Origin of the sequence: Xanthomonas vasicola pv. musacearum NCPPB 4379 (genome assembly GCF_000277895.2) — a bacterium.
GTDB classification, from domain to species: Bacteria; Pseudomonadota; Gammaproteobacteria; order Xanthomonadales; family Xanthomonadaceae; genus Xanthomonas; species Xanthomonas vasicola.
Genome location: NZ_CP034655.1, coordinates 1,595,695 through 1,609,494 on the forward strand (window position 1 = coordinate 1,595,695; position 13,800 = coordinate 1,609,494).

A 13,800-nucleotide genomic window follows, 5' to 3' on the forward strand; every position below is an offset into this window, starting at 1 on the left:
CGCGCCGTGCGTATAGGTCATGCTGCCGCTGTCCGCGCCGCGCGCGCAGTGCGCGCAGTGCGCGCAGTGCAGCCGTTCACCGAGCCAGCGCTGTCCACCTGGCAGCAGTGTGATCTCTAAGCCAGGGGGGCTGCGTTGTCCACTGGCCTACGCCGATGTCCGATTCCGTCCCTTCTGCTTGGCACGATACAGCGCCGAATCGGCGTCGTGCACGATGGCGTTGGCGCTTAGGGGCGCTTGGCCCGGTTCGAAGGTGGCTGCGCCGATGCTGACGGTGACATGTGCGCTGGTGGGGCTGGATAAGTGCATCAGGCCGAGCTCGGCCACCGCATTGCGTACGGCGTCGGCCAGGCGCAGCGCGCCGGCTGCATCGGTTTGCGGCAGGATCATGCCGAACTCTTCGCCGCCGTAGCGCGCGGCCACGTCTTCGCTGCGTCGCGAGCAGCTGGCAATGGCGCTTGCGATCAAACGCAGGCAGGCATCGCCGTTCACGTGGCCATAGGTGTCGTTGTAGAGTTTGAAGTGGTCGACATCGATCATCAGCACTGACAGCTGCGCCTCCAGGCGAACTGCGTCCTGCAACGCACACGAGAGCCGGTAGTCAAAGGCGCGCCGGTTGGCAATACCGGTCAATGCGTCTACCCAGGCTTCGGTGCTTAGTTTGGCTTCGTTGCGATGCATGCGGCGCAGTTGCAGATCCAGCCAGATCCCCACGCCGAGCAGTAGCACACAGCCCAGCGCAGCCACCACGATGCGCTGGCGCGCGGTTTCCCGCCAGTTCGCCAGCGCATCGTCAACTGAAACGCCGGTCAGCACGGTCAGCGGATACGGCCGCGCCGGCGCGAAGCTGGAGATGCGCTCTACGCCGTCGATCGGCGAGCTATAGGTGGCGGTGCCATGCTTGCGTGCGCGCATGGTGACGTCGATCGACGTGCCCGCGATCGAGGTGCCGATCACGCCCTGTTTGTCGGGCCGGCGCACGATCACGATGCCATCGTCGTTGGTCATGCGGATGATGCCGTGTGGGCCGACTTCGAAGGTGCTGTAGTAGTTCTGGAAGTACTTCAGCTGCAAGGTGACCAACACCACGCCGGCGAACTCGCCACTGGGGGTATTGAGGCGGCGGCTCAACGTGATCACCCAGGAGCCGTCCGAGCGGCTTTGCACGGGCGGGCCAACCAGTGACATGTCGTCGCGATGGTCGCGGTGATATTTGAAATAGGCGCGATCGGCGTTGTTGTGCGTCCTGGGCGTGCTGTTCAGCGACGAGCTGACCCAGCTGCCGTCCGCTGCGTAGATGAAGATGCCATGCAGCCGGTCCGAGCGGCGTGCTTCATGCACCAGAAACTCATGCATTGCCGAGCGTGCAGCGCTGGAGCTCTGGTCGTGTTCGACCCGCGACACCAGCCCGGACAGCACCGCATCTGCAATGGATAGGGTGTCGCTGGCATGCTGCGCCAGCGAATTGGCCAGATTCAACGATTGCGCCTGCGCGCTGCGCAGCGCGGTCGCGCGTTCCTCGTCGATGGACCAGTACTCCGAACCGAGCAGTAGCATCCAAGACGCGGCCAGCACGAAATACAGCGCGATGCGCTGTCCACGTTGCCGCCGCCGCTTGGTTGTTGAAGTCACTGTGGGCTACCTGTCTGGACACCAAGGCGATGCAACCGCCGTGCCAGCCTACGTGGAGTGGCACGCGCTGCTAACTGCATCTGCACGTGTGCTGACGGATCTGTGATTGATGCCTCACGCGGCACGCAACAGTCCGCTTGCCCGCGCACCTGCAGACAATGGCCGTTGCGCCAGCGCTCGCTGTGCACGCGTTACGAGCGCTGCGACAGAGAACGAAGCCAGCTCGACTGCGTTTGCATAACGGAGTGCATGGTATCCCAAGCGCTGAATCACGTTAGGAGTCACTCCATGCAAGCCATTCGTCTTCGCCATCCCGCCGCAATCGCGTCGCTGCATTCCGTTGTATTGCCCGATCCAGGGCAGCCTTCACGCGGTCAGATCCGTGTGCGCCTCCATGCCAGCTCGCTCAATTTTCATGATTTGGGCGTCGTGCTCGGGAAGATGCCGACCGCAGACGGGCGTATTCCGATGTCCGATGGTGCCGGCGTGGTGGAAGCAGTAGGGCCGGAGGTTGAGGAGTTCGCAGTGGGCGATCATGTGGTTTCCACCTTCTTTCCGCAATGGTTGGATGGCGAGCCGTTGCATGCCGGTTTCGCGACCACGCCAGGCGATGGCGTCGACGGTTACGCGCGCTCTGCCCTGGTTGTCGATGCGCACGCATTTACCCACGCACCCCGCGGGTATAGCCATGCCGAGGCCGCGACGTTGACCACCGCCGGAGTGACTGCGTGGCGCGCGCTGGTGGTCAATGGCGGACTGAAGGCCGGCGACAGCGTGTTGGTGCTGGGCACCGGCGGCGTGTCGATTTTTGCGCTGCAATTGGCCAAAGCGATGGGCGCGCGTGTGATCGCGACGTCCTCGTCCGACGAGAAGTTGGAAAAGGTGCGCGCTCTTGGAGCCGACCACCTCATCAACTACCGGCAACATCCCCAATGGTCGGCGCAGGTGCTGGACATCACCGACGGACGTGGCGTGGACCATGTGGTCGAGGTCGGCGGGCCGGGCACGCTGAAGCAATCGATCCGTGCGGCGCGCGTGGGTGGGCACATCGCCTTGATCGGCGTGCTGACCGGTGGGGCTGGAGAGGTGCCGACCGCCGAAATGATGGGGCGCCAGCAACGTCTGCAGGGATTGGTCGTTGGCAGCCGCCGGCATCAGCAGGAGTTGGTGCGCGCGCTCGACAGCTTACCGCTGCGGCCGGTGATTGATCGCAGCTACGCGCTGGAAGAGATCGGCGAGGCCTTCGAGCTGCAGAAATCTGGTGGCCACCTCGGCAAGATCGCGCTGGAGTTCTGACTCACCCTGCTGGGCTGGGCGCGGGCGGTGCAGGGCGCTGCCGGCGCCCAAGTTCACTGTGCGGTCGCTTGCAGGCAGTACTGGATGGGCAGTGCACTGGCGAGCCCACCGGCGCCTATTGCCAGCTTTCGGTCGCCGAGAGGGGCGTGACACGTGCTGCAGCGCGCAATGATCACTAGGCTGCAAACGCGACCTAGCTCGTCCAATGCCAATGGTGTTGGCTCCAGAGTTCGTCTAGCGCGGTGATGAGCGTCTTTCATGGCGCATGCAGCGACCAGCCACTACAGGCGATAACAGCCACTGGAATCGGGCAACAGCACTGCTTGCACCCGCAATCACTCACGCGCGCTCACACGCCTGTGACCGGCGGCGCTGCACATTGATTGATAAATGTAATAGCCAGCATCGTCGGAGATGCCAGCCATGAGAGACATCAAGATGACCCGCCGGGAGATACTGATTGCGGGAACGGCATCCGCAGCCAGCGCTGCCGCAACCCAATCAATGGCCGCCACTGCCGCCACTGCCCTGTCGCAGAAGCAGGCGGTCGAGCCGGCCAATGCATCCAGCCAGGTGGCCTTCGAAGTCAACGGCAAGCCGGTCACGCTGACTTTGGATAATCGCACCACCTTGCTGGATGCGCTGCGCGAACACCTGCATCTCACTGGTACCAAGAAGGGCTGCGATCACGGCCAATGCGGCGCATGCACTGTGATCGTCGATGGGCAGCGCATGAACGCGTGTCTGTCGCTGGCAGTGATGCATGAAGGTGCCAAGGTCACCACCATCGAAGGGCTGGGCACGCCGGATAAGCTACATCCCATGCAGGCTGCGTTCGTCAAACACGATGGCTACCAATGCGGTTATTGCACGCCTGGCCAGATTTGCTCGGCAGTGGCTGTGCTGGATGAAGTGAAGCGCGGCATTCCCAGCCATGTCACCGAAGACCTCACCGGCAAGACCAAGCTCACCACGCCCGAACTGCAGGAGCGCATGAGCGGCAACATCTGCCGCTGCGGTGCGTATTCCAACATTGTCGAGGCCATCAACGACGTTGCGGGAGACCACGCATGAAGGCCTTTAGCTACGAGCGCGCTACCTCGCCAGCCGATGCCGCAGCCAAGGCCGCGCGCCAACCCGGTGCCAAGTTCATCGCGGGCGGTACGAACCTGCTCGATCTGATGAAGCTGCAGATCGAAACGCCGTCGCACCTGATCGACGTCAACGGCCTGCGTCTGGACACCATCGACGAAACGCCCAACGGCGGCTTGCGCATTGGCGCGCTGGTGCGCAACACCGATCTTGCGGCCGACAAACGCGTGCGCCGCGATTACGCCGTGCTGTCGCGCGCCTTGCTGGTTGGTGCGTCGGGGCAATTGCGCAACCGCGCTACGACTGCCGGCAACCTGCTGCAGCGCACGCGCTGCCCGTATTTCTACGACACCAATCAATCGTGCAATAAGCGACTGCCCGGCAGCGGCTGCGCAGCCATTGGCGGATTTAATCGCCAATTGGCGGTGATCGGTGCCAGCGAATCGTGTATTGCAACGCATCCCAGCGATATGGCCATTGCCATGCGCTTGCTCGATGCTGCGGTGGAAACGGTACGTCCGGATGGCCAGACGCGCACAGTGGCGCTGTCCGAGTTCTACCGCGCACCGGGTAATACGCCGCATCTGGAAACCGTGCTGGAACGCGGTGAGTTGATCACCGCAGTGACCTTGCCCAAGCCGATCGGAGGCACGCATGTGTACCGCAAGGTACGCGACCGCGCGTCGTATGCGTTCGCACTGGTGTCGGTTGCCGCGGTGGTGCAGCGTGATGGCAGTGCTCGCGTCGCAGTCGGCGGCGTGGCACACAAGCCGTGGCGTAGCGAAGCGGCCGAAGCCAAATCGAAAGGGGGCGCGCGCGCTATTGCGTCTGTGCTGCTCGATGGCGCACAGCCCAGCGAACACAATGCATTCAAGGTGCCGCTGGTTGAGCGCACCTTGGATGCGATCCTGGCCGACACGAGGGCCTGATATGAAATTCGACACCCCCGCCGGTACCAATCCCATCGATCAGCTCAAGGTTGTCGGCAAGCCCGTCGACCGCATCGATGGGCCACTCAAGACCACAGGGCAAGCGCCGTATGCCTATGAACATCACGCCCTGCCGGGCCGCGCGGCCTATGGGCATGTGGTGGGCGCAGGCATCGCCAAAGGCACCATCCGCAGCATCGACCTGAGCGTCGCGCGTAACGCGCCGGGTGTGCTCGGGATCGTCACGGCGCAGAACGCTGGCAAGTTGCAGAAGGGCAACTTCAACACCGCCAAACTGCTGGGCGGCCCTGACATCGAGCATTACCACCAGGCGATTGCGGTGGTGGTTGCCGAGACGTTCGAACAAGCGCGTGCGGCGGGCCAGTTGATCAAGGTCGATTATGGCCGCCACGTTGGCGCCTACGATCTGGAAAAGGCGCGCACCGGCGCCAAGGTCACCAAAAAGGGCGACGCGCCCAATAGCAACGTTGGCAACTTCGATGCTGCGTTCGCTGCTGCGCCGGTGCAACTGGATGCCGAATACACCACGCCCGATCATTCGCACGCAATGATGGAGCCGCACGCCTCGATCGCCATGTGGGACGGCGACAAACTCAGCGTGTGGACCTCCAATCAGATGATCAACTGGGGCGCCGGCGATTTGGCCAGAACGCTCGGCATTCCGCGCGAAAACGTGCGGATCATGTCGCCGTACGTCGGCGGCGGTTTCGGCGGAAAGCTGTTCCTGCGTGCCGATGCGGTGCTGGCGTCGCTGGCGGCGCGTCGGGTCGGCCGTCCGGTCAAGGTGATGCTGCCGCGCTCGTTGATCGCTAACAACACCACCCATCGCCCGGCCACCGTGCAGCGTATTCGCCTTGGCGCCGAACGTGATGGCAAGCTCACCGCAATTGCGCATGAAACCTGGTCGGGCGATCTGCCCGACGGCAGCCCGGAAATTGCCGCCGCGCAGACGCAACTGTTGTACGCAGGTGCCAATCGCCTGATCACGACGCGCTTGGCAGTGCTGGACCTGCCCGAAGGCAACGCAATGCGTGCGCCGGGCGAGGCGCCTGGCTTGATGGCGCTGGAAGTGGCCATGGACGAGATGGCCGAAAAGCTCGACATGGACCCGGTCAAGTTCCGCAACGTCAACGACACGCAGGTAGATCCAGAAAATCCGCAGCGCCCCTTCTCGCAGCGTCAGCTGGTCAAGTGCCTGGAAGATGGTGCAAAGCGATTTGAATGGTCCAAGCGCAAGGCCAAGCCGGCCAGCACCCGCGATGGTCGCTGGTTGGTTGGCATGGGCGTGGCGACGGCATTTCGCAACGCGCCGGTCATGACCTCGGGCGCGCGCATGCGCCTGGAGCAGGGCGGGCGCGTGGTGGTGGAAACCGACATGACCGATATCGGCACCGGCTCCTACACGATCATTGCGCAGACCGCCGCCGAAATGCTCGGCGTGCCGTTGAATTGGGTGGACGTGCGGCTGGGCGATTCCAGCTTCCCGGCCTCGGCAGGCTCGGGCGGGCAGTGGGGAGCGAACAGTTCCACCGCAGGCGTGTACGCAGCTGCCGTCAAGCTGCGTGAAGCTGTGGCCAAGCAACTGGGTGTGGATCCGGCCACCGCTGAATTTGTCGATGGCCATGTGCGTGGCGGCGGCAAGCGCATCGCGCTCGGCGATGCCGCAGCCAATGGTGCGCTGGTGGTGGAAGATAAGATCGAATTCGGTGACCTCACCAAGACCCACCAACTCTCCACGTTCGGCGCGCATTTCGTCGAAGTAGGCGTAGATATCGCCACGGCCGAAGTGCGCATCCGGCGCATGCTTGCGGTGTGTGCTGCAGGGCGAATTCTCAACCCGAAATCCGCACGCAGCCAGGTCATCGGCGGCATGACGATGGGCGCTGGTGCTGCGCTGATGGAAGAGCTGGCGGTGGATAAGCGCCTGGGCTTTTTCGTCAACCACGATCTGGCGGGCTACGAAGTACCGGTGCATGCGGACATCCCGCATCAGGATGTGGTGTTCCTGGAAGAAAGCGATCCGTTGGCGTCGCCGATGAAAGCCAAGGGCGTGGGTGAGTTGGGCATCTGCGGTGTCGCTGCCGCGATTGCCAATGCGGTTTACAACGCGACCGGCGTGCGTGTGCGCGATTACCCGGTAACTCTGGACAAACTGCTACCGCATCTGCCCGAGATGCTGCGCGCGTGAGTGCAGTCGTTGCCCCGGTCACGCATGCGTCGCCTGCCGAGCCGGCGTGGCCAGCATGGCCGGGTTATGCGCTGCACGATGACTTGCTGCCGATCTTGTCGGCTTGGCATCGCGCTGGCCAGCGCGTGGCGATGGCTACCTTGATTGATGTCCAAAGTTCCTCGCCGCGCCCGCTCGGCAGCGAGATGGCGATCAGTGCCGATGGCCGGGTGGCCGGTTATGTCTCCGGCGGTTGCGTGGAAGCAGCCGTAGCGCATGAGGCCATGGCCGCACTGCGCGATGGTCAGCCGCGTTGGCTGGATTACGGCGAAGGCAGCGAAGTGCTGGATATCCAGCTCAGCTGCGGCGGGCGCATTGGTGTGCTGGTGTGGCCAGTGCCGGATCTAGGCGAGCACCTCGCGCGCTGGCGCAATGCCCGCCAGCACCGGCGCGCATTTCACGTGGCGTTGGATCGTGCGTCCGGCACTGTGCGTTATCTGGCAAGTGCACAGGACGTGCGTGCGGACGAATTCTTGCGCACGCATCGCCCGCTATTGCGGCTGGCGCTGGTCGGCGCCGACCCTGCGCTGCTGGTGCTTGTCTCGTTGGCCAACCAGATGGGGTTCGAGGTGCAGGTGCTGCGGCCGCATGGGCCGGTCGAACCGCCGCCCGGATTGGCATCCGAGCACTACGACCGACGCGGCTTGGGCGACGCGCTGCAAGATCTGCAGTTGGATGCCGACACCGCGTTGTATAGCCTGGCCCACGACGCCGAGATCGATCTGCAGGTGGCACGCCGCGGGCTGGCATCCAATGTGGCCTGCATCGGCATCCTCGGCAGCCGGCACAAACGCGAAGGCCGTTTACAGGCGCTACGTGCGCTTGGGTACGACGAGGCTGCGCTTGCGCGTCTGCGCTTGCCCGCAGGCTGGCGCATGGGGCGCTCGTCGCCGCATACCATCGCGCTCGGCATCATTGCCGAAGCTACGCAGGCGGTGGCAGATATCCAGGCTGTTGCAGCACGTCGATAAGTTCCCGTTGCTCCCGCCTGACGGTGGATACGTAATTTAGGCCGCATGGCGGCCTGACGTTGATAAAAGGCGACTTATTTGGAGCTCATTGTGCCTGGCTTTTGACAGCACGCCGCAATCTGCATCGCAACTGGCGAGACTTTGCTAACGCATCGACAGAGAACGCGATGTGCAGTCACCTTGCACGCACAGGCGGCGCTCTACGCTGCAGCTGTCTTACATCACGCAACGTCGCCATGACCCTTGTTCCTGATTGCCACGTCGACGTATCGTGTAATGCGGTTCGCATGAGTTTTCTTGCCACAATCCATTCCCCACGCAGTGCCTGCGCGCAGACGCGTGACGCCTTTGCCATCTCGCAACCGGCACAGCGCCCTGCTGTCGTTACGTCAGTAGCATGCATCGCATGAGCAGTGACCACGCCGCACTGGTGTTGGGTGCAGGGGCAGGGCGCCGGTTTGGCCGTTCGAAGCAATTGCTGATGCGCGATGGCGAACCGTTGCTGCACCGCGCCGCGCGCATGGCGTTACAGACTGCGCCACGCCGTTGCGTGGTGGTGCTGGGTGCCGGTGCGGACGCATTGAACGAGGTGCTGCAGGATCTGGATGTCGAAATACTGCGACATGCCGACTGGTCCGAAGGCATGGGCTCCAGTTTGGCCGCGCTACGCCAACATGTGCAGGACGACACGACGTTGCGACGCAGCCTGATCCTGGGCTGCGATCAGCCTGCGCTGGATGCCCCACATTTGCGTACCTTGCTGGAAGAAGCCGATCGCGCCATCTCCGGATGTGCGACCAGCGGCTATAGCGGCGTGCGCGGCATCCCTGCGGTGGTCACACATGCGGCGTGGGCGGATGTTCCGTTGCAGGCGGATAGCGGCCTGCGCGGCCTATTTGCCGGCCTGGACATGCAGAGCCTGGGTTGCGTGAGCGCCCCGGCGTTGGCCTTGGATATCGACACGCCGGCCGATCTGGCTACCGCGCAGCAGCGTGGCTGGGTGGATGCAGATTGAGACGCAATGACGGGTGCGCAAGCAGATCTTTGGCAGCCTGGGTCATGCCGCGATTGGCGCTGCAACTGCACGGTCGCGCGTAGGCGTGATCGGTGCCGATCACTGGCACCGATCCGAGCGCGTCTTCCATTTCTTGCATACCGCTAACCGAAATGCTCAATCACCCTATTGAGCCGCGGAGTCGAGTTACGACCACAGCACGATCGCTGCCCTGATCACCAACACGTAGCCGACCACCATGGCGGTCTTGACCGGAAACTGAAATTTCCTGAGCAGATCCATAAAACCCCTCCCCAGAGGCGTCTTCAAGAGCGACCGATCACCCACTGCGCACCGCCCACGCTCGTCTGACGGTTGCTGACGACACGGCGTTCACCGGTCCTGACCGAATGTAGCGTTGGATGTGATATGTGTCACGTAAGAATTTTCCTACCGTCTTGCCAGTGTTCGCCCGACGGCACTGGCATGCGCAAAAGAACATCCTGGCTATGCCGGAAGCGGGGCCCTTGGCCACTCTCCCGCGGCCCCTTGAGTAAGGGCATGCCGGCATTCCGGAGGTGAAAAGGCGTTCCCATTCCTGTGCACCGCAGCTTCCCGCGCGGCTCGCACCTCGCTCGACCGCTACACGCACTGGCCGGAGGCCAGATGGAAGAGTCACGTTACGTCGTACGCATACACCCGACCAGGGCGGCTGGTGGGTCACCCGCCCGCACTGGTCCACTGGCCAGCCCAGCGGCGTGGTGGTCAACACCGGCGGCGGGGATCGCGTAGTACGACGTCACGGCTAAGCGATGCGGAACGCTGCCGCTTGCTGGCGGCATGTCATTGCTGACGCTGCGGCTGTCAGCAGCAGCACCGGGTTTGCGCAGACCTCCAGGTCGGCTAGATTCATGGCATTGGCCGCCATTGGTCCGGTCCGCACGTTGGCGGCTACTTTTCTGGATGTCCGCCTGTCGTGAATGCTGCCGGTACTGCGCTGATCCAGAACGATATCGTGGTGTTCGGCCTGATCGCCGCCACCCTGGGTGCGGTGTTCTGGACTTCCGCACGCGAGCACGGACTCTGGCGGCGTTTCTACGCGTTCGTGCCGGCCTTGTTGCTGTGCTATCTGCTGCCGGGCATCTACAACACGGTCGGTCTGATCGACGGTGCCAACACCCGGCTGTATAACCCGATCGCCCGCGACGTGCTGCTGCCTGCCGCATTGATCCTGCTGACCTTGAGCATCGATCTGCGCGCGATCCTGGGGCTCGGCCCCAAACTGGTGGCGATGTATCTGGGCGCATCGCTGAGCGTCATGCTGGGTGCAGTGGTGGCGTTCTGGGTGATGCGCTGGCTGCATCCGGCCACCGTCGCCGGTGACACCTGGGCCGGCATGGCGGCACTGGCCGGCAGCTGGATCGGCGGCGGCGCCAATATGCTGGCGATGCGCGAAGTCTTCGATGTGGATGCGACCACCTTCGGGCAGTTCGCGGTGGTCGATGTCGGCGTGGGCTACGTGTGGATGGCGGTGCTGATTTTCCTGGCCGGTCGCGCGCGCAACATCGACGCGCGCAGCGGTGCCGACACCCGAGCGCTGGATGCCTTGCAGGAGCGCATGGCGCGCTTCCAGGCTGAGCATGCGCGCATTCCCAGCCTGGCCGACCTGATGGTGATCGTGGCGGTTGCATTCGGCGGCGTCGGCCTGGCGCACGCGCTGGCCAACCCGCTCGCGGCGTGGTGCAAGGCGCAGCTGAGCTGGGCCAGCCAGTTCAGTCTGGACACACCGTTCGTGTGGGTAGTGGTGCTGGCGACCAGCCTGGGCCTGCTGCTGAACTTCACCCGTGCACGCACGCTGGAAGGCGCGGGCGCTTCCAAAATCGGCACCTTGCTGCTGTATTTCCTGATCGCCTGCATTGGCATGCAGATGGACTTGCTGGCGCTGCTGGACCGGCCATGGTTGTTCTTGCTCGGCCTGATCTGGATCGCCGTGCATATCGGCTTGCTGTGGGGGCTTGGCCTGCTGCTGCGGGTGCCGTTCTTCTATTTTGCGATTGGCTCGCAATCCAATATCGGCGGCCCCGCTTCTGCGCCCGTGGTCGCCGCCGCGTTTCATCCGGCACTGGCGCCGGTCGGTGTGTTGCTGGGCACGATGGGCTACGCCACCGGCACCTATCTGGCATATCTGGTCGGCATCACCTTGCGCGCGATAGCCGGTGCGGGATAAACCGATGCCGGACAACGCGAGCGCGCAGTCGGCAGCTCCGGTTGAGCGAGTGGCGGCGACGAGTGAGGTTTCGGCGTCATTGCCCGCCCGATAAATCCAGGTATCGCTGCATATACGACCCGCTCATGCCGCTTTCCGCACCATCGGCCGGGTCCGACGACTGCTCAGATTCTGTCGCCGTGCCGCGCTGCGACTCGAACATACGCGCGGACGCGTGTACGCACTCCGCTGCGCTGATCTGACACACATCACGCGCAGGACGAAGCCTCCTTCGTCCTGGCGATGTGATCCAACACGGCCCGCAAGATGCTGCCAGCAGCGCGTAGTGATCAATGTGGCCCGCGATGTTCCGCGGGCCACTCTGCCTTTATTGCTGAATCACGCGACGCCGCTCTTCCTGCTGTTGCGGCGGCTGCTGGATGTGCTGCTGATTGTGCTGCTGCAGCTGGCTGACATTAGTATGCGCAGGCTCATTGGCTGCGGAGGCCGTTTGCACATGGCTGCGCAGATGGGCCGGGTCGTCCATGCGGCCCTGCACCGCAATCAGACTGTCGCAATCGCGATTGGGCACCAGGTGATCGATGCGCTGCAAGCCATCGTTGCCCGCGCGTGCAGCCACGCTGGCAGCGGTGTTGAGAAACGCCGTGTCGTCGCGCAGCCCCAGGCGCTCGCGCTGCCCGTCCAACTGCACCACTGCGTCGTTGAACAACTGGCTGCCGGGCCGCAATGCGGCGCCACGCGACTGGTCCTGCGACTGCATGTCCTGCGCCTTCATCACCGAATCGATGCCATGCAGATCCAGCCGATGCTTGAGCATCATGCCCGGCACCAGACGCTGGCCGAACGACAACGGGTCCGGCTCGGGCAATTCGATCTGATGGCCGGCCGCATCCGGCATGGCCCATTTGAGCGGGATGCTGTCTTCCTGCAGATGGGTGAGGATCTCGTTCTTGACGTGGTAGCCGCGGATCAATTCGCTGTTGGCGTAGTCCTTGGCAGCCGATGCATCCAGGCCTTCGCGCTCCAGCGTGCGGTCGTTGACGCCGGCGGCGTTATAGGTCATCGCCGGAATGTCGTTGACCATTGCCGATGCCGCGGCCAGACCGCCGCCCAGCGAATGCCCGCTGATCACCACCTGGTCGCCGAACGCCTGTTTGGCCTGGCTACCGAGCTGGATCGCCGAAGCGTACTGCGCATCGTCAAAGCCCAGGCCCTGGCCGATGTTGTGCTTCCAGTCCTTGCCTTCGTCGGTGCCGCAGAAGCCCAGCACCACCTGCCCCTGATCATTGCGATAGAAGGCGGCATCGAAGCCGCTCTTGGCGTCGTGCAGCAGGGCAGGGTCGATGCCTGCCTGCTGCAGCGCGCGGTCGTCCATGCGCGACCAGCCATTGGGCAGGGCGGCAAAGGTTTCGGCGCCACCTTCGCGTCGCTGCGCGGCGGTGGCGTAAAGGTCTTGCAGCATCGCGGGGATCTGGCGGTCTTCCGGATGCGGTTGTTGCCCGCGCATCGATTCTGCGAACGGGGTGGAAGAAGAAGATTCTGACGGGCTCATGCGCGGCTCCTTGCGTTCGTCATGCGAAAAGCGCGCTTAGCGGCTGCTTTCCACGGGAATGTTGTGGGCGTTCAACCATGCGCGCACCTCCGACCTCACCTGCTGGCCGCTGGCATTGAGCAGGCGATCCGGCGTGGTGAAGAAATACGCCTGGAAGGTCTTCTGCTGTGCATTGCGCACGGTGGGATCGACGCCTGCCTTGAGCAAGATGAGTACTGCAGGGCTAGCCGCGCCACTTTGCGCTGCAAGGTGCAGCAGGCTGTTGCCGGTGTGGTCGAGGCGCTGCACATCTGCACCGGCCTTGATCAATAACTCGATCTGCGCATCGCGCTTGCTCTGTACCGCGCGGAACAGCGGCGTCCAGCCGGCACGCGCACTGATGACATCAATCGGCGCCCTGTGCTGCAACAGAATCTGCAGATACTCCGGGTCCTGTGCCATGGCGGCCATGTGCACGACCGTTTCCTGGTCCATGCCGGGCAATGATGGGTCGGCACCTGCGTCGAGCAACGCGGCCAATGCGCGCGGTTGTTCGTTCCAGATCGCCCACTCGAGCAAGGTGACGTTTTGATCGCCGTGTGCGGCGAGATCGACAGTGGGGGCGAGTGCCTTGATCTGGGCAACATCACCCTGCGCAATGGCGTTGGCGATATCGGTCAAGGCGGGGTCGCGGAAGGCGACGGTGTGGTCCTGCAGCGTAGCTGACATGGTGGTTTGCTCCTTGGCACCGGGCGAGGCGGTGCATGAGACCGCGAAGAACGAGGTCGCAAGAACGAGCAGGGCGGGGAATCGCGGTTGCATCGAAATCTCCTTCTCCTGATCGCATTCCTGATGACGCTGCGGCAAGTCCCGCCGCAGC

General features: G+C 63.6%; 9 protein-coding genes and 1 pseudogene. 7 read left to right on the forward strand and 3 right to left on the reverse strand.

The genetic code is table 11. The features are described from left to right. Positions 1–147: 147 nt before the first annotated feature. A pseudogene (locus KWO_RS07520) lies at positions 148–1,696 on the reverse strand (sensor domain-containing diguanylate cyclase). 224 nt (positions 1,697–1,920) lie between these two features. On the opposite strand from KWO_RS07520, the gene KWO_RS07525 reads away from it, so the two are divergent. The 7 genes from KWO_RS07525 to KWO_RS07555 all read left to right on the forward strand — a co-directional run bounded on the left by KWO_RS07525 (position 1,921) and on the right by KWO_RS07555 (position 11,389). Continuing rightward, a complete protein-coding gene (locus tag KWO_RS07525; protein ID WP_010369399.1) occupies positions 1,921–2,928 on the forward strand; it encodes a zinc-dependent alcohol dehydrogenase family protein in 1,008 nt (335 codons plus the stop codon). Positions 2,929–3,351: 423 nt separating this feature from the next. Then, entirely contained in the window at positions 3,352–4,002 is a 651-nt protein-coding gene (paoA, locus tag KWO_RS07530; RefSeq protein WP_026113273.1) for an aldehyde dehydrogenase iron-sulfur subunit PaoA, read from the forward strand. Continuing rightward, a complete protein-coding gene (locus KWO_RS07535; RefSeq protein ID WP_010375463.1) occupies positions 3,999–4,949 on the forward strand; it encodes an FAD binding domain-containing protein in 951 nt (316 codons plus the stop codon). Before paoA ends, KWO_RS07535 begins: the two co-directional genes overlap by 4 nt. A gap of 1 nt (position 4,950) precedes the next feature. Beyond that, positions 4,951–7,158, forward strand: a complete 2,208-nt coding sequence (paoC, locus tag KWO_RS07540) for an aldehyde oxidoreductase molybdenum-binding subunit PaoC (protein ID WP_010375465.1) — start codon at positions 4,951–4,953, stop codon at positions 7,156–7,158. Further along, positions 7,155–8,168, forward strand: a complete 1,014-nt coding sequence (locus KWO_RS07545) for an XdhC family protein (RefSeq protein WP_010375467.1) — start codon at positions 7,155–7,157, stop codon at positions 8,166–8,168. The genes paoC and KWO_RS07545 overlap by 4 nt, the downstream gene beginning before the upstream one ends. Positions 8,169–8,574: 406 nt before the next feature. Continuing rightward, positions 8,575–9,183: a nucleotidyltransferase family protein gene (locus tag KWO_RS07550; protein WP_010375469.1), complete on the forward strand. Its 609-nt coding sequence runs from the start codon at positions 8,575–8,577 to the stop codon at positions 9,181–9,183. A 955-nt stretch (positions 9,184–10,138) separates the two neighbouring features. Beyond that, positions 10,139–11,389, forward strand: coding sequence for a DUF819 family protein (locus tag KWO_RS07555; protein ID WP_010375473.1), 1,251 nt, complete (start codon positions 10,139–10,141; stop codon positions 11,387–11,389). A 367-nt stretch (positions 11,390–11,756) separates the two neighbouring features. Here the strand turns inward: KWO_RS07555 and KWO_RS07560 are convergent, their stop codons facing one another. Both KWO_RS07560 and KWO_RS07565 read right to left on the reverse strand, forming a co-directional pair. Continuing rightward, positions 11,757–12,941, reverse strand: a complete 1,185-nt coding sequence (locus KWO_RS07560; protein ID WP_010375475.1) for a Tle-like phospholipase domain-containing protein — start codon at positions 12,939–12,941, stop codon at positions 11,757–11,759. 36 nt (positions 12,942–12,977) lie between these two features. Continuing rightward, complete coding sequence (locus KWO_RS07565) at positions 12,978–13,787, reverse strand: ankyrin repeat domain-containing protein (protein ID WP_017112231.1); 810 nt, start codon at positions 13,785–13,787, stop codon at positions 12,978–12,980. Between the last annotated feature and the right edge of the window lie 13 nt (positions 13,788–13,800).